Origin of the sequence: Kitasatospora paranensis (genome assembly GCF_039544005.1) — a bacterium.
Taxonomy (GTDB): Bacteria; Actinomycetota; Actinomycetes; order Streptomycetales; family Streptomycetaceae; genus Kitasatospora; species Kitasatospora paranensis.
Genome location: NZ_BAABKV010000001.1, coordinates 8,096,392 through 8,112,375, shown reverse-complemented (window position 1 = coordinate 8,112,375; position 15,984 = coordinate 8,096,392). Strand labels below are relative to the sequence as shown.

Genomic DNA, 15,984 nt, shown 5'->3' with positions numbered 1-15,984 from the left:
CCGCATCCGTGCCCGGCCGTCGGCACCGACGGCGGCTCCCGACGGGCGTGCCCGGCAACCGCCCGCAGGTTCCGCACTACCGCCCGGGCCGGCCCACCGCCGTCCCGCGGACCCGGCCGCCGTTGGCGTGGAAGCCCAGCTCGACCTGGTCGGAGCGACCGTGCGACCGGCCTCCGCCGATCCGGACCGTCGCCGTCGCGGTGCCGCCCGGCGGGATCGAGGCGGCGACGGGGACGGGGAAGGCGTTGGGGTCGGCACCGACCACGGTCGGGAGGTCGTCCCTGCCGTCCCTGCCGTCCCTGCCGTCCCTGCCGTCCCTGCCGTCCCTGCCGTCACTGCCGTCACTGCCGTCCGACCAGCGGACGGCATCCAGCCGCACGTCGTTGGCGGGGCCCGAGCCGTCGTTGCGGATCTCGACCTGCCAGGTGCTCGTGCCTCGGGACGTACCGAGGTGGGTCACCCGCCCGCTGAGGCCGGCGGGCCGGGCCGCCACCGCGCCGTCCACCTCCAGGACGATCGTGTCCCAGCCGAATCCGCCGGAGGACGGCACACCGGCGGCCGGCGGCGTACCGCCGCGGGTGAAGGCGATGGTGTTGTCCCCCGGGACGAGCAGCGAGGCCGGGAAGGTCAGCAGACCCAGCCGCGGGTATCCGCTGCGGTCCGCCTGGCGCCCGATGGTGGAGTCGTTGTTGTTGGGGAGCGAGCCGACGATCCCGGCCGACGTGCCGTTGACCGTCACGGTGGGCCGGCTGCCCGCCTGCATGGACGAGGACACCGTCAGGTACGCGGTGCCGTCCAGCGGCCGGTCGAGCGGGAAGTGGACCGTCCAGGTACCGGGGTTGACCTGCGCGTAGTACCAGGCCTCGGGCTCCCAGTCCTGGCCGACGGTGAAGGACAGGTCGGCGGGCACCAGGGTGGGCTTGAAGTAGTCGCGGGGGCTGGGCCGGGCGGGCGACCGGGTGGCCAGCGCGAACTCCCCGCCGGTGCGGTCGGCCCGGCCGATCTGCCACAGGAACGTGGAGCGCTGGACGGGCGTCCAGGTGAGGGTGCCGAGGTGGTGCCCGCGGCCCTCGACGGTGATGCCCGTCTTCTTGTACTGGTCGGTGACCGAGCCGTCCGCGGCGAAGACGTACAGCGTGTAGGTGCCCGGGTCGGTGGTGCCGGGCACCCGCGCCGGCGGGATCCCCGGGATCGAGAAGGACCCGTCCTCGCCGGTCCGCACGAAGTAGGTCGGCTCGTGGATGGTGTAGACGTCGTCGACGTCCTGGGTGCTGAGCAGGACCCAGAGGCCGCCGGCAGGGCGCCCGTCGGTGATGCGGACGCGGCCGGTGACGGTGGTGCGCTCGGCGCGCGTCGGGTACAGCGGGTCGCTGACCCAGCCGGCCCCCGCGCGGTTCTCCTCGATCTCCTGACGGGCCGTCCGGGCCGCGTCCGCGATCATCGCGTCCGGGTCCTGCGGGTCGCCGGCCGTGATGTGGTTGAACCAGGGCCCGTACAGGCGGCGGTAGCCCGCGGGCAGCGGGTAGGCCGGCAGCCCGTAGTGGTTGGGCGAGAAGTAGTTGAGGATCAGGGCGTCCTGGTGGATGGCCAGGTCCTGACGCTGCGGGCCCACACCGTAGAAGCCGGCCAGGGTCTGGTCCGAGACGCCCTCCAGCGGTGTGAACCACACGCCGAAGCCGTTGCCGTAGTGCCCGAACATCGGGTTCTCGTAGTGGTAGAGGCTCCAGTCGTACTTGGTGTAGACATCGCCGGGGCCGGTGCCGCCCGCGTTGCTCTCCGGCGACGGCAGGTTCGGGTTGTTGAGACCGTCCACCTTCCAGGTCTCGTCCCCGACGCTCTGCTGGGTGGCGAGGTAGGCGTAGGTGGGCTGCTGGCCCTTGCCGCGCTCCCAGTTGTAGCAGTGGTCGAGGATGCCGCGGTCCCAGCGGGTGTTCATCCGGACTTCGTTGATGGTGGTGGCCGCGGTGGCGCTGAGGATGTTGTAGCCGTACAGGCCGCGCTTGCCCGACCGCATGATCAGGTGGTGCTCGTGCCGCAGCGGCTCGCTGGTGACGTCGGCGAACGCCACCTCGACCAGGTCCGGCGTGACCCTCAGCACCCTGATCTCACCGCAGACGAGCCGGGACTTGCCGCCGGCCGCGTCCACGTAGAAGGAGTGGTGCCGGTCGGGGTCGCGCGGGTCGACGCCGTTGAGGTTGTGCGCCAGCTCGGTGCCGTCCACGACCACCGAGGTCGCGGTGATGGACACGTCGGCCCAGCCGGTGACGACGCCTCCGGCGGCGTCGTCACGGCCGAAGGTGAAACGCGCCAGGCCGTTGTCCAGCACCACTTCGTCCACCTCGGTGGGGAAGGCGTAGGTGCCGACCGCCGCGGGGCTGCCGTTCAGCAGCAACCGCACCCCGGGGTGGCCGGGTGCGGCGTGGCCTCCCGCCGCCCGTTCCGCGCCGGGGGCGCTCTCGGCAGCGGCGGTGGTCTCACCGCCCCACACGGCCGCTGCGGCTCCGGCGCCTATGAGGCCCAGGGCGGAACGACGGCTCAGCGGGCTTTCTTGGGAGTTCATCAGGGCTCCTCGTGCTGCGCGGCGATGGCCGGGTGAAAGCGGGGGAATCGGCCCCGGGTGGGCGCTCCGGCGAGCGCGGGGCATGCCCTTGCCACGATCGCCGAGCATGCGATTGAAACGTGGCAAGCGCTTTCCGGCGACCAAGCTAGCGAGTGGGTACGCGGTTGGGAAGGGGCGCGGCGCAAGAACGCCTCCACGGCCCGGATCGGTGCCGCAGACGGCGGCGCACGCCGCGGCGGGCCTCCGGCTCGGCTGGTGTACACCCAACATGGCAGGTCACACAGCCTGGCCGGGAGGTCGGCGGGCTCCGCGGCAGAGGCGCGAAGACACGAGGGCGGCACCTCCGGCGGACGAAGGACAGCCTCCGGCGGCCCGAGTCCGTGGCGGCGGCCATTCGGCGGACGGACTGAACGGAATTGAAACGGATCAAGTGAGCTCGGCCGCGGAGTGCCGCCGCCCGGCGTCGGCAAGCCGGTCGACACGGCCGGCCTCGCCGACGACGCGGCCCTGCGGCCTCCCCTCCGCGCCTGCCGGGCCGCACCGAGCCCGCATCGGGCGGCGGCCGGCCCGGCCGACATGAATGCGGCCGCCGGATGGCGGTCCCGGCCGTCGGTCCGTCGGAGCGACCGATCCTGCATCGATTCATGCGATGGTCTCGAGAGACGTTTCCGACGTGGCCCCGACAACGGTCCTCGACGGCCCGCGACGCCGTCCGGCAGCTCCGCTCCGCTCGGGTCCACCGGCCGGTCAGAGTGCAGGTCGGGCCGAGTCGGACGGGATACCGCGGGACGGACTGCAGTGTGTGCGTGGGCCGCCCTGAACCCTCAAAAAATCGTTTCAGCCAATCCCTTGACGCCCTCGACGGGGGCGCCGTAGCGTCCCATCCCATGGCGGCCGGGTCCACGAACGGCATTGATCTGAGAAGGAGGCCCGATGCTGGCCGATGTTGCCCAGCGGATCACCGCCGTTGCGGTGCCGGCCCGGGCCCTCCGTGCTGGTGCCACGCCGACTCGGACGCACCGCTGATGCTCGACGCGGACCGCCGGTACGGACTCGGCTGTGCCGAGGTGCCCCTGGCGGACCGCCCCGGCCGGACGCACCGTCGGATCGCGGAGCGGCCGCACCTGCCCGCCCTCGGAAGGAAGTCTGTCGCGGCCGAGCGGGCCGGGGTGCCCGCCGCGGGCAGGATCGGCCCCGCGGTCGAGGCGTTAGGCGTCCGCCGCCCGACGCAGCGCGGCGCTGCGGGGACGTAGGCCGCGCCGGGCTCCCCGGCCGACCGCCTCCGGCACGAACGTCGGACCGCTGCACCCCTCTCCCCCGACCGGACGACGCATCACCGCACCACGCCACGGGGCGCCCGAGCCCGTCGACGCGGAGCCGGTCCGCTCGCGCCGACCGCCCGCATCGTTCCCCCCGCTCCCCTTCTCCCCGGCTCTCCCCCGCCCCCTCTCCCGCTCGCAACCCCGGCGCGTCGTCGGCCGCTCGCCACGAAGGCCCGCACGGGCCCGGACCGCCCGCATCCGGGCGACGCGGGCCCGCCCGTCGGCCCGACCGCGCCCACCCCCTCGCCCTTCCCACCCAGAGGAGTTCCGTCCATGAGATCCCGTGCCCGCACCGCCGGCCCGCGCCGCAGCCGCACCTTCCGGGCCGCCGCCGTGGCCGTCACCGTCGCCGCGTCCCTCTCGCTCACCGCGTGCGGCAGCGGCTCCAGCGGGTCCGACGGGGCCGGCGGCGCCGTGAAGCTGTCGTTCTCCTGGTGGGGTGACGCCTCCCGGGCCAAGGCCACCCAGGACGCCATCGCCCTCTTCGAGAAGGCGAACCCGGGCATCACGGTGACCACCCAGTACGCCACCTTCGGCCCGTACAACCAGAAGCTGGCCACCCAGATCGCCGGTGGCGGCGCGCCCGACCTGATGCAGATCGACTGGGGCAACCAGAGCCAGTACGCCAAGAGCAGCACGCTGCTGGACCTCGCCACCGGGTCGGGCACGGTCGACATCTCCGGCCTGGACGCCAAGTTCGTCGGGAGCGGCAAGGACGGCTCCAAGCAGGTCGCGATCCCGTTCGGGCAGGCCACCCAGGGGTTCGTGGTGAACGAGGCCAAGCTGAAGTCCCTCGGCGTGGACGTGCCCAAGGCCGGCTGGACGTGGGACGACCTGGCGGCGTTCGCGAAGCAGGTGCACGACGCGTCGGCGGGCAAGGTCGCGGGCATCAGCGACCCGGGCAGCACCTGGCCGGCCTTCCAGTCCTGGCTCGTCCAGCACGGCAAGCCGCTGTATGCCCCCGACGGCAAGCTCGGCTTCACCGAGGCCGACCTCACCGACTTCTGGGCCTTCTGCACCGGACTGCGCAAGTCCGGCGCGGCGACCCCGGCGAACGTCACGGCGACCCTCACGGCCGGCCCGGCGGAGGACCCGCTGGCCAAGGGCACGGCGGCGGCCGAATGGGACTACGACAGCATCTTCGCCAGCCACGTGGCCGCCACCAAGGACACCCTGACGCTGGTGCCGCTGCCGACCGTCAACGGTCGGACCGGCATGTACGCCAAGCCGTCCATGCTGCTGTCGGTGTACGCCGGCTCCAAGCACCCCAAGGAGGCGGCGAAGCTGCTCTCCTTCCTGGTGAACGACCCGCAGGCGGCGGGCGCGCTGGGCAGCAGCCGGGGCATGTTCCCCAACGTGGAGGTGCGCAAGCAGCAGGCCGCCTCGGCCACCGGGAACAACAAGGTGGTGTCCGACTTCGAGGCGGCGAGCGCCACGCTGCTGAGCGCCACGCCCTCCGCGCCGCCGAAGGGCGACGGCCAGCTGCTGACGCTGATGCAGCGGATCTACGGAGCAGTCAGCTTCGACCAGCAGAGCCCCGCCCAGGGTGCGAAGTCGTTCATGCAGCAGGCCCAGCAGATCCTGGCCGGCTGACCGCCCGCCCCCACGACGCCCCGACAGAAGGAGGAAGCTGGTGAGTACGACCGCCGCACTCGGCCGGTCGGCATCGGCGACGCCGACCCCGGCCCAGAAGGAACAACGCACCACACCGAGGCGGGGCTTCGCCGATCGCACCGCCGGCTACGTCTTCCTGCTGCCCTGGTTCGCGGGGCTCGCGGTCTTCACCCTCGGACCGCTGGTGTATTCGCTCTACCTCTCGTTCACCGACTACAACCTGCTCCAGTCGCCGCGCTGGGTCGGCTTCGCGAACTTCCATCAGATGTTCACGGCCGACCCCCGCTTCTTCCACGCGGTGCGGGTCACCCTGACCTACGTGGTCGTGGTGACCCCGGTCAAGCTCGGGCTCGCCCTGGGCGTGGCGATGCTGCTCAACCGCCGCCGGCGGGGCATCGGCCTGTACCGCTCGCTGTTCTACCTGCCGTCGCTGCTGGGCAGCAGCGTGGCCGTGGCCCTGGTCTGGCGGTCGCTGTTCTCCCAGGGCGGCGCCGTCAGCAACGGACTCGGCTCGCTGGGCCTTCCGAATGCCGACTTCATCAACGACCCGACCTGGGCGCTGCCGGCCATCATCCTGCTGGCCTGCTGGCAGTTCGGTGCACCGATGGTGATCTTCATGGCGGGGCTCAAGCAGATCCCCTCGGAGCTGTACGACGCGGCGGACATCGACGGGGCCCGTCGGTGGGCTCGGTTCCGGCACATCACGCTGCCGCTCCTGTCGCCGGTCATCTTCTTCAACGTGCTGCTGGAGACCATCAACTCCTTCCAGGCGTTCACGCCCGCGTTCGTGATCAGCGGCGGCACCGGCGGCCCGGCGGACTCGACGCTGTTCTACACGCTGTACCTGTACCAGAAGGGCTTCACGGACTTCCAGTTCGGCTACGCCTCGGCCATGGCCTGGGTCCTGCTGGCGACGGTCGCGGTGCTCACCGCGCTGATGTTCCGGCTCTCCCGGGTGTGGGTCTTCTACGGGGATGGAGGGAACCGATGAGCGACCCGATCCTGGCGGCCGCACCGGGGCCGCTGACCGCCGCTCGCCGCCCGCGCCGGCGCGGCACCGGCCGGACACTGCTCTGGCACGCGACGGTCGTCGTCATCGTGCTGGTGGTGGTGTACCCCGTCATCTGGATGCTCGGCACCTCGTTCAAGCCGGCGACGGAGATCGTGACGTCCAATCGGCCGTGGCCGCTGCACTGGACGACGCAGAACTTCCCCGATGGCTGGCACGCCAACCCGAGTGTCACCTTCGGCCGGTTCTTCACGAACTCGCTGATCATCTCGGTCTGCGCGGTGGTCGGCACGCTGGCCTCCTGCTCGCTGGCCGCGTACGCGTTCAGCCGGCTGCAGTTCCGGGGCCGCTCCGTCCTGTTCGGCGCCATGGTGGTCACGATCCTGCTCCCGTACCACGTGCTGATCGTGCCGCAGTACGCGATCTTCAAGCAGTTCGGCTGGATCAACACCGACCTGCCGATCATCGCGCCGAAGTTCCTGGCCACCGAGGCGTTCTTCATCTTCCTGATGGTCCAGTTCATGCGCGGTGTGCCGCGGGAGATCGACGAGGCGGCCCGGATGGACGGCTGCGGGCCCTACCGGACGTTCTTCCACGTCCTGCTGCCGCTGACCCGCCCCGCGCTGATCACCAGTGCCATCTTCAGCTTCATCTGGACGTGGAACGACTTCTTCACCCAGCTCGTCTACCTCAACGACACCGCCAACTTCACGGTACCGATCGGGCTTTCGCTCTTCGTCGACCAGACGACCATGACGTCCTACGGTCCCATGATGGCGATGTCGATCCTCGCCCTCCTCCCGGTCTTCCTGTTCTTCCTCGCCTTCCAGCGGCTCCTGGTGGACGGCGCGACGTCGAGCGGACTGAAGGGATGAGGCCGGTGGCGCAGCACCGCCCGGGCACGCCCGGGGCCCGCCGGCGGGCCCAGGTGGCGCTCGGCCCCGAGCGGGCGGAGCAGGTGCGCACCGCGGCCGAGACCATGGCCGTGGGGGCGCTGTTCCTGCTCTTCGCCCTGCCCGTGGTCACGGCCGGCGCCTCCTGGTGCGCCGCATCCGAGATCGTCGCGGACTGGCACCGCAGGCGGGAGCCGCCGCTGCTGCGCACCTTCGCCCGGGTGGTCCGCCGCGACCTGGCGGCGGGGCTGGTGCTGGAGTGCGTGCTCCTGGCGGTCGTCGCCCTGGTCCGGTTCGAGACCGCGGTGGTGCTGGACGCGCGAATGCCCGGGTACCGGGCGGAGGCCGGCGCGCTGGTCCTGCTGGGTACCGCGGCCGTCGGGTTCGCCCTGCTGGCCGTCGGCTGCCGGGCGGCCTCCCGGGTCTCCTGGCGGGCCGCGGTCCGCATGGCGGCCGGGCAGGTCAGGGCGGTGCTGTCCACCCTGCCGCTGGCCGTCACGGCCCTGGCCTTCACCGGGGTGCTCATCGCGGTGGTGCCGGCGTTCGCCGCTTTCATGGCCGGTCCGCTGGCCTTCGCGGTCTCGGCGGTCGTCGCCCGCAACGGGCGGCTCCGGCCGGCCGGCGGCGACGCCTGAGCCGCCCGACCCGTCTGCCGGTGCTCCACAAACCCGCCCGCGAGGCCACCGCCCGTGGGCCCGCCCGCAACCCGCACCGGTCGTCCGACGGCGAGCGCGGCACCGTCATCGAGAGGAAGTGTTCACCCTGTCTCCGCGCACTCCACAGGGCAGGCGTATCCGGGCCGCGCTGGTCGGCACCGGGGCCATCGCCCGCCATTCGCACCTCCCGGCGTTCCGCACGCTGGCCGACGAGGTCGAGGTCGTCGCCGCCGTCGACATCGACGAGGATTCCGTGCGCACGTTCTGCGCCGACGGCGCCGTGCCGCACGCCTACACCGACCTCGACCGCATGCTCGCGGAGCAGCAGCCCGACCTGGTCGGCATCTGCTCGCCGCCGGCCTTCCACCGGGAGCAGACCGTGGCGGCGCTGCGGGCCGGCGCCTGGGTCTGGTGCGAGAAGCCGCCGTCCCGGTCGCTGGAGGAGTTCGCCGCCATGGAGGCGGCCGAGGGCACCGACGGCGGACCGTACGCGGCCATCGTCTTCCAACACCGCTTCGGCTCGGGGCGGAACACGTCCGCTCCCTGATCGAGCGGCAGGCCATGGGCCGCCCGCTGGTGGCGCACTGCCAGACCACCTGGTACCGCGGCGCCGAGTACTACGCCGCGCCCTGGCGCGGCACTTGGGCCGCGGAGGGCGGCGGCCCCGCGCTGGGCCACGGCATCCACCAGATGGACCTGCTGGTGGAACTGCTCGGGCCGTGGTCGGAGGTGCGGGCCATGGCCGGACGGCTGGTCCACGACGTGGAGACCGAGGACGTCTCCACCGCGCTGGTCCGCTTCGGCAGCGGCGCCCTGGCCACCGTCGTCAACAGCGTGGTCAGCCCAGACGAGACGAGCCGGATCCGGATCGACTGCGAGCGCGGCACCGTCGAGCTGACCCACCTGTACCAGCACGCGAACGAGAACTGGCGGATCACCCCGGCCCCCGGGGTCGCCCCGGAGGAGCTCGCCACCTGGCGCGACATGGGGGCCGACGTACCCAGCTCGCATCTGGCGCAGCTGCGTTCGCTGCTGCGCGACCTGCGGGCGGGGCGGCGGCCGCGGGCCAGCGGGGCCGACGGGCGCACCAGTCTCGAACTGGTCAGCGCCCTCTACAAGTCCGCCTTCACCGACGCCACGGTGAAGGCCGGCGAGATCGGCCCCGGCGATCCGTTCCACGCCGCCCTGCACGGTGGGACGCCCGACCGTCCGGGAGGCTGGACGTGAGCGTGGACGTCAGGACGGAGGCGGGGACGGAGGTCGGGACGACCGTGAGGACCGCCGTGCGGACCGAGGACGACGGTGCGGCCGTCACCTTCGAGGCGGCCGGGGTGCAGCTGCTGCGCTACGTGTACCCCGGCGACCCCGAGCCGGCCGAGTCGCCGAAGCCCTACATCCACCCGCTGCGCACGCTCGCCGGGGACGTGGTGACCGCCTACCGCCCGCACGACCACCGCTGGCACAAGGGGCTGCAGCTGACCGCCTCGTACCTGTCCGGGGAGAACTTCTGGGGCGGCGGCAGCTACGTCCGCGAGCTGGGCCGGTACGCGGACGTGGACAACCACGGCAGCATCCGCCACGACGCCTTCGAGGCGGTCGGCGACGGGCGGGTCGACGAGCGGCTCTCCTGGCTGAGCCGGGCCGGGGAGCCGTGGCTCACCGAGCGCCGCCGGATCACCGCCGCCGTGCTCGGGGACGACGTGTGGGAGCTGGTCTGGAGCACCGAGCTGACGGCACTGCGGGGCGAGCCGCTGCGCTTCGGCAGCCCCACCACGCAGGGCCGGCCGCTCGCCGGCTACAGCGGCCTGGTGTGGCGCGGCCCCCGCTCCTTCACCGACGGGGAGGTCATCGGCCCGGACGGCGGCGGCGAGGAACTGATGGGGAGGCCCGGCCCGTGGCTGGCGTTCTGCGGGGTCCACGACGAGGTCGACCGCTCCTCCACCGTCGTGATGGAGTCCCCCGAGGCCGGGAGCGGGCCACGGACGCACTGGTTCGTCCGGAGCAGTACCTACCCCGTCCTCAACCCCTCATGGGCCTTCCACGAGGAGTTCGCCCTCGCCCGCGGCGAACAGCTGACCCGCCGTTACCGGATCACCGTCGCCGACGGCGCCTGGGACGCGGCGCGCATCACGGACCATCTCGAACGGCACCCGTTCTGACGCCCGGAGCGACCCCGGACGCCGCGGCGGATCCCGCCCGGCTTCGCGCGGCGATCGCGCAGACCCGGCAGAAGCCGGGCGAGGCCTTCACGGTCGCACGGCCCGGTCGACTCGGCTGCCGTGCATCAATCCCCGGTGACGCCCCAGAAGCACAGGGCCTCCGGGCGGTTGCCGCCGTCGTACACGACAGTGCAGCAACCGGAGCCCCGGTCGAACGGGGGAAACCACTCGCGACGACGGCTCTTGACGGCCTGCTCGACCGTCTCGTGGGAGGGCGTCGCCGTGCCGAACAGTTCGACGACTTCCGGCCCTTCGACCACCCTGACGTCGCCGACCTCCTCCGCGTCGGGCTCGCAGCGGACCACGCGATCGACATCGAGAACCGAATGCGCTCCCTGCTCCTCCAGCCAACCGCCCGCCATCAGGGCAGCCGGCGACTCGACGCCCTCCTCCCGGTAGTAGTCGGCATCGCGCGCGAAAACCTCTTCACGGAGAGAGTCCAGCGCTGCCTGCTCGCTCCGCTGGAAAGGCACGAAGTACAACCACCCGCTCGCTCCCATGCAGGCCGACCCTACCGCCGACTCAGCGGCGCCACCGCTCCGACCCGGCGGGGAACATGAGCCCCGAACCCGGTGCCGGGGCCCCGTCAGTGTCCGGGGGGCGTCGGGCGTCGCATGGTGGAGGCCCGGACCACCAGCTCCGGCTGGAAGACGATGCGCTGGTGCTCGTGCGTGTCCGGTTCCTCGACCGTCTCGGCGATGAGCAGTTCGGCGGAGGTGCGGCCGATCTGGTAGGCGGGCTGGCGCACGGAGGTGATCGGGATGGCCGCGGCGCCGGCGAACTCGATGTCGTCGTAGCCGACGAGAGCGATGTCCTCCGGGACGCGGACGCCGACGGCGAACAGCGACTGGAGGACGCCGAGGGCGAGCAGGTCGTTGGCGCAGAAGACGGCGGTGGGCCGGTGTCCCAGGCCGAGCAGACGCTGCCCCGCGTCCCGGCCGGCGGCGATGTCCAGCCGCTCGGTCTCCACCACGGCGAGCGCCTCGGGGGCAGTCCCGCCTCCGCGACGGCCTGCCGCGCTCCGGCGAGGCGGTTCTGCACCTGTTGCAGCATCAGCGGGCCGCCGACGAAGACCATCCGCCGGTTGCCGGTCTCGATCAGGTGGCGCGTCGCGAGGGTGCCGCCGAGCACGTCGTCGACGGAGACCGAACAGCCCTCCTCCCGCTCCGCACCGCGGTCCACGAGCACGACCGGGATGCCACCGCGGCGCAGCGCGCTGAGATCGGTGCGGTTGCCGTCGATCGGGGACAGCAGCACCCCCAGGACCTGCTGCTGGGCGAACTGGGCGAGGTACTCCCGTTCCTCGGCCCGGTCCTGGCCGCTGTTGGAGAGCATCACCATCAGGCCGTTCTCGCGCGCGACCTTCTCGGCGCCGCGCGCGACCTCGACGAAGAAGGGGTTGCCCATGTCCAGGACGAGCAGTGCCATCACGCGGCTGCGCCCGGCCCGCAGCTGCCGGGCGGTCTCGCTGCGGACGTAGCCGAGCGCCGCGATGGCGGACTCCACCCGGATGCGGGTGTCCGCGGAGACCAGGTCCGGGCGGTTGATGACGTTGGAGACAGTGCCGACCGACACCCCGGCCTGTCGCGCGACGTCCTTGATGCCCACCGTGCGTGCCAAGTCGGCAGGTTTCCTCTCGATTCGGGCGGTTCGGTCAGGCGAGGTGGAAGACCTCGGCGAGCGGGTGTGCCGCGCCATGGGGCACGTCGCCCTCCTCACGCTCGAAGCAGTCTGCCATGTACTCCTGCCACCGGGTGTTCACCTCGGCGGTGTCCATCAGTTCCCTGGCCCGGTCGTAGTCCTCGGTCTCCAGGTAGCCGACGAGCAGGCCGTCCTCCCGCAGGAACAGGGAGTAGTTGTGCCAGCCGGCGGCGGTCAGCGCCTCCTGCATCTCGGCCCACACCTTCTCGTGGCGCAGCCGGTACTCCTCGAGCCGGTCCTTGCGGACCTTCAGCAGAAAGCAGACACGTTGCACAGGACTCTCCTCCTGGGTCGGTTCGCCGGCGCGGCTCCGGGGCCGCACCCGCGCCGGCCGTCGAACATGCCAGCCGGGGGCCTCGGAGCCATCTCAGAGCCACCATCGATATGAAATGATTCAATCGATCGCTCACACCCTAGTCCGTTCGCCGCATTGCCGTCAACGCCCGGCGGGGGACGTCGAGTTGTCGGCGAATTCCGCTGCGAGGAGCGGGTGCACGGCCGCGCGGATCACGCAGGGCCCTTGACCATGAACCGGCACGAGTCTACCGTCCCTTCTCAAGCCGGTTGAAACGTTTTGCTACGCCGCCTGCGCCTGATCGCGGACGCCCGGCAGGCCGCCGCCGCCCGGACTCCCGGCCCGTGTTCGCACCGCACCCACTTCGTAAGGATCGCCATGCCCGACCTGTCCGCGGTGAAGGCCGCACTGAAGGCCCAGGAGATCGAGACTCCCTCGTGGGGGTACGGGAACTCGGGGACACGGTTCAAGGTGTTCGCCCAGCCGGGCGTGCCACGCGACCCCTTCGAGAAGCTGGACGACGCGGCGCAGGTGCACGCGGCCACCGGAGTGGCGCCGCTGGTGTCCCTGCACATCCCGTGGGACCGGGTGGACGACTACGCGGCGCTGGCCGTGCACGCGAAGGAGCGCGGGCTGCGGCTGGGGGCGATCAACTCCAACACGTTCCAGGACGACGCCTACCGGCTCGGTTCGGTCGCCCACCCCGACCCGCGCGTGCGGCGGAAGGCGGTCGACCACCTGCTGGAGTGCGTCGACATCATGGACGAGACCGGGTCGCGGGATCTGAAGCTGTGGTTCGCCGACGGCACCAACTACCCGGGCCAGGACGACATGACGGCACGTCAGGAACGGCTCGCCGAGGGCCTGTCGGAGGTCTACGCCCGGCTCGGCGCGGATCAGCGGATGGTGCTGGAGTACAAGCTCTTCGAGCCGGCGTTCTACGCCACCGACGTGCCGGACTGGGGCACCAGCTACGCACACTGCCTGCGGCTGGGCCCGAAGGCGAAGGTCGTGGTCGACACCGGCCACCACGCGCCGGGCACCAACATCGAGTTCATCGTCGCGTTCCTGCTCCGTGAGGGGAAGTTGGGCGCCTTCGACTTCAACTCCCGCTTCTACGCCGACGACGACCTGATGGTGGGTGCGGCGGACCCTTTCCAGCTGTTCCGGATCCTGCACGAGGTGGCGAAGAACGGCGGCTTCGAGAAGGAGCGGCAGGTCGCGTTCATGCTCGACCAGTGCCACAACATCGAGGCGAAAATCCCCGCGGTGATCCGCTCGGTGATGAACGTCCAGGAGGCCACCGCCAAGGCCCTGCTGGTGGACCTGGACGCACTGCGGGCCGCCCAGCGGGCCGGCGACGTGCTCGGCGCGAACGCGGTGCTGATGGACGCCTACAACACCGATGTCCGCCCGCTGCTGCGCGAGGTCCGGGAGGAGCAGGGCCTGCACCCCGACCCGCTGGCCGCCTACGCCGCCACCGGGTGGCAGGACCACGTCGCCGCCACCCGGGTCGGCGGCACGCAGGCCGGCTGGGGCGCCTGAGCGCCCTGCCCTGCCCGGCCCTGCCCGGCCCGGCGCCCGAGACCGTGCCGGCCCGGCTCCGGGCAACCATCCCTGCGCGCTGCCCGGCCGACCGGTTCCCCCACTCCATCGAGGACTTCCACCATGACGTCGCACCCCACCGTCGAGGCGCTGCTGGCACGCTCCAACCGCCTGGGCTCCGATCCGCGGAACACCAACTACGCCGGCGGCAACACCTCCGCCAAGGGCACCGCCATCGACCCCGTCACCGGCCGGGACATCGAACTCGTCTGGGTCAAGGGCTCGGGCGGCGATCTCGGCACCCTCACCGGCGACGGCCTCGCCGCCCTGCGCCTGGACCGGCTGCGCGACCTCGCCGACGTGTACCCGGGCGTCGAGCGCGAGGACGAGATGGTCGCCGCGTTCGACCACTGCCTGCACGGCAGGGGCGGCGCCGCCCCGTCCATCGACACCGCCATGCACGGTCTCGTGGACGCCGCGCACGTCGACCACCTGCACCCCGACTCCGGGATCGCGCTGGCGACCGCCGCCGACGGCGAGAAGCTGACCGCCGAGTGCTTCGGCGACACCGTCGTGTGGGTGCCCTGGCGCCGCCCCGGCTTCCAGCTCGGCCTGGACATCGCGGCGATCAAGGAGGCCAACCCCCGGGCCCTCGGCTGCATCCTCGGCGGCCACGGCATCACCGCCTGGGGCGCGACCAGCGAGGAGGCCGAGGCGAACTCACTGCACATCATCCGCACCGCCGAGGCGTTCATCGCCGACCGCGGCAAGGCCGACCCGTTCGGCGCGGTCCTGCCCGGCCGCGAGGCGTTGCCGGAGGCCGAACGGCGCGTCCGCGCCGCCGCGCTCGCGCCGGTCATCCGCGGCCTGGCCTCCACCGACCTCCCGCAGGTCGGGCACTTCACCGACGCCGCACCGGTGCTGGACTTCCTCGCCCGCGCCGAGCACCCGCGGCTGGCCGCGCTCGGCACCTCCTGTCCGGATCACTTCCTGCGCACCAAGGTCGCCCCGCTGGTCCTGGACCTCCCTGCGGACGCGCCGCTGGACGAGGCCGTCGCCCGGCTGCGCGAACTGCACCGGCAGTACCGGGCCGACTACGCCGCCTACTACCGGCGCAACGCCGCCGCCGACTCGCCGGCGATGCGCGGCGCCGACCCCGCGATCGTCCTGGTGCCCGGCGTCGGCATGTTCTCCTACGGCAAGGACGGGCAGACCGCCCGGGTGGCCGGTGAGTTCTACCTCAACGCGATCCAGGTCATGCGCGGCGCGGAGGCCGTCTCCTCGTACGCGCCGATCGAGGAGCGCGAGAAGTTCCGCATCGAGTACTGGTCGCTGGAGGAGGCGAAGCTCCGGCGGATGCCCCAGCCCAGGCCGCTCGCCGCACGCGTCGCCCTGGTGACCGGGGCGGGCTCCGGCATCGGCAGGGCCATCGCCCGCCGCCTGGCCGCCGAGGGCGCCTGCGTGGTCGTCGCCGACCGCGACGGCACCGGCGCCGCCGCCGTCGCCGAGGAGCTCGGCGGCCCCGACCGGGCGGTCGCCGTCACCGTCGACGTCACGTCCGAGGAGCAGATCACCGAGGCCTTCGGGACCGCGGCCCTCGCCTTCGGCGGCGTGGACCTCGTGGTGAACAACGCCGGCATCTCGATCTCCAAGCCGCTGCTGGAGACCACCGCCGAGGACTGGGACCGCCAGCACGACATCATGGCCCGCGGCTCCTTCCTCGTCTCCCGCGAGGCCGCCCGGCTCATGATCGAGCAGGGCCTCGGCGGCGACATCGTCTACATCGCCTCCAAGAACGCCGTCTTTGCCGGCCCGAACAACATCGCCTACTCCGCCACCAAGGCCGACCAGGCCCACCAGGTGCGGCTGCTGGCCGCCGAACTCGGCGAGCACGGCATCCGGGTCAACGGCGTCAACCCCGACGGCGTCGTCCGCGGCTCGGGCATCTTCGCCGCGGGCTGGGGCGCCCAGCGCGCCGCCGTCTACGGGGTGGCGGAGGAGGAGCTCGGCGAGTTCTACGCCCGGCGCACCCTCCTCAAGCGCGAGGTGCTCCCCGAGCACGTCGCCAACGCCGTCCTCGCCCTGACCGGCGGCGACCTCTCCCACACCACCGGTCTGCACATCCCCGTCGACGCCGGTGTCGCCGCAGCCTTCCTGCGCTGACCCCGCC

General features: G+C 72.3%; 10 protein-coding genes and 2 pseudogenes. 8 read left to right on the top strand and 4 right to left on the bottom strand.

Annotated elements, in window-relative coordinates:
- Window positions 1-76 precede the first annotated feature (76 nt).
- The gene (locus tag ABEB13_RS38590; RefSeq protein ID WP_345709273.1) at window positions 77-2,560 is read right to left on the bottom strand and encodes a polysaccharide lyase family 4 protein; all 2,484 of its coding nucleotides are present in this window, start codon (window positions 2,558-2,560) and stop codon (window positions 77-79) included.
- Window positions 2,561-4,155: 1,595 nt separating this feature from the next.
- On the opposite strand from ABEB13_RS38590, the gene ABEB13_RS38585 reads away from it, so the two are divergent.
- From ABEB13_RS38585 to ABEB13_RS38560, 6 genes and pseudogenes are all read left to right on the top strand, one after another.
- Entirely contained in the window at window positions 4,156-5,475 is a 1,320-nt protein-coding gene (locus ABEB13_RS38585) for an ABC transporter substrate-binding protein (protein WP_345709272.1), read from the top strand.
- Between the two features lie 40 nt (window positions 5,476-5,515).
- The gene (locus ABEB13_RS38580; protein ID WP_345709271.1) at window positions 5,516-6,487 is read left to right on the top strand and encodes a carbohydrate ABC transporter permease; all 972 of its coding nucleotides are present in this window, start codon (window positions 5,516-5,518) and stop codon (window positions 6,485-6,487) included.
- The gene (locus tag ABEB13_RS38575; RefSeq protein WP_345709270.1) at window positions 6,484-7,380 is read left to right on the top strand and encodes a carbohydrate ABC transporter permease; all 897 of its coding nucleotides are present in this window, start codon (window positions 6,484-6,486) and stop codon (window positions 7,378-7,380) included. The genes ABEB13_RS38580 and ABEB13_RS38575 overlap by 4 nt, the downstream gene beginning before the upstream one ends.
- 5 nt (window positions 7,381-7,385) lie before the next feature.
- Window positions 7,386-8,033 (top strand): DUF624 domain-containing protein, encoded by a 648-nt coding sequence (locus ABEB13_RS38570; protein WP_345709269.1) that lies wholly within the window; start codon window positions 7,386-7,388, stop codon window positions 8,031-8,033.
- Between the two features lie 118 nt (window positions 8,034-8,151).
- Window positions 8,152-9,281, top strand: a pseudogene (locus tag ABEB13_RS38565) (Gfo/Idh/MocA family protein).
- A gap of 2 nt (window positions 9,282-9,283) precedes the next feature.
- Window positions 9,284-10,213 (top strand): DUF6807 domain-containing protein, encoded by a 930-nt coding sequence (locus ABEB13_RS38560; protein ID WP_380230451.1) that lies wholly within the window; start codon window positions 9,284-9,286, stop codon window positions 10,211-10,213.
- A gap of 125 nt (window positions 10,214-10,338) precedes the next feature.
- Here the strand turns inward: ABEB13_RS38560 and ABEB13_RS38555 are convergent, their stop codons facing one another.
- The 3 genes and pseudogenes from ABEB13_RS38555 to ABEB13_RS38545 all read right to left on the bottom strand — a co-directional run bounded on the left by ABEB13_RS38555 (window position 10,339) and on the right by ABEB13_RS38545 (window position 12,248).
- Window positions 10,339-10,755, bottom strand: coding sequence for a hypothetical protein (locus tag ABEB13_RS38555; RefSeq protein ID WP_345709267.1), 417 nt, complete (start codon window positions 10,753-10,755; stop codon window positions 10,339-10,341).
- A gap of 104 nt (window positions 10,756-10,859) precedes the next feature.
- Window positions 10,860-11,893 (bottom strand): annotated as a pseudogene (locus tag ABEB13_RS38550) (LacI family DNA-binding transcriptional regulator).
- A gap of 34 nt (window positions 11,894-11,927) precedes the next feature.
- A complete protein-coding gene (locus ABEB13_RS38545; RefSeq protein ID WP_345709266.1) occupies window positions 11,928-12,248 on the bottom strand; it encodes an L-rhamnose mutarotase in 321 nt (106 codons plus the stop codon).
- A gap of 399 nt (window positions 12,249-12,647) precedes the next feature.
- Here ABEB13_RS38545 and rhaI point away from each other — a divergent pair, with 399 nt between their 5' ends.
- Together rhaI and ABEB13_RS38535 are read left to right on the top strand one after the other, a co-directional pair.
- Window positions 12,648-13,814, top strand: a complete 1,167-nt coding sequence (rhaI, locus tag ABEB13_RS38540; RefSeq protein WP_345709265.1) for an L-rhamnose isomerase — start codon at window positions 12,648-12,650, stop codon at window positions 13,812-13,814.
- 123 nt (window positions 13,815-13,937) lie between these two features.
- Window positions 13,938-15,977 (top strand): bifunctional aldolase/short-chain dehydrogenase, encoded by a 2,040-nt coding sequence (locus ABEB13_RS38535; RefSeq protein ID WP_345709264.1) that lies wholly within the window; start codon window positions 13,938-13,940, stop codon window positions 15,975-15,977.
- Window positions 15,978-15,984: the final 7 nt, after the last annotated feature.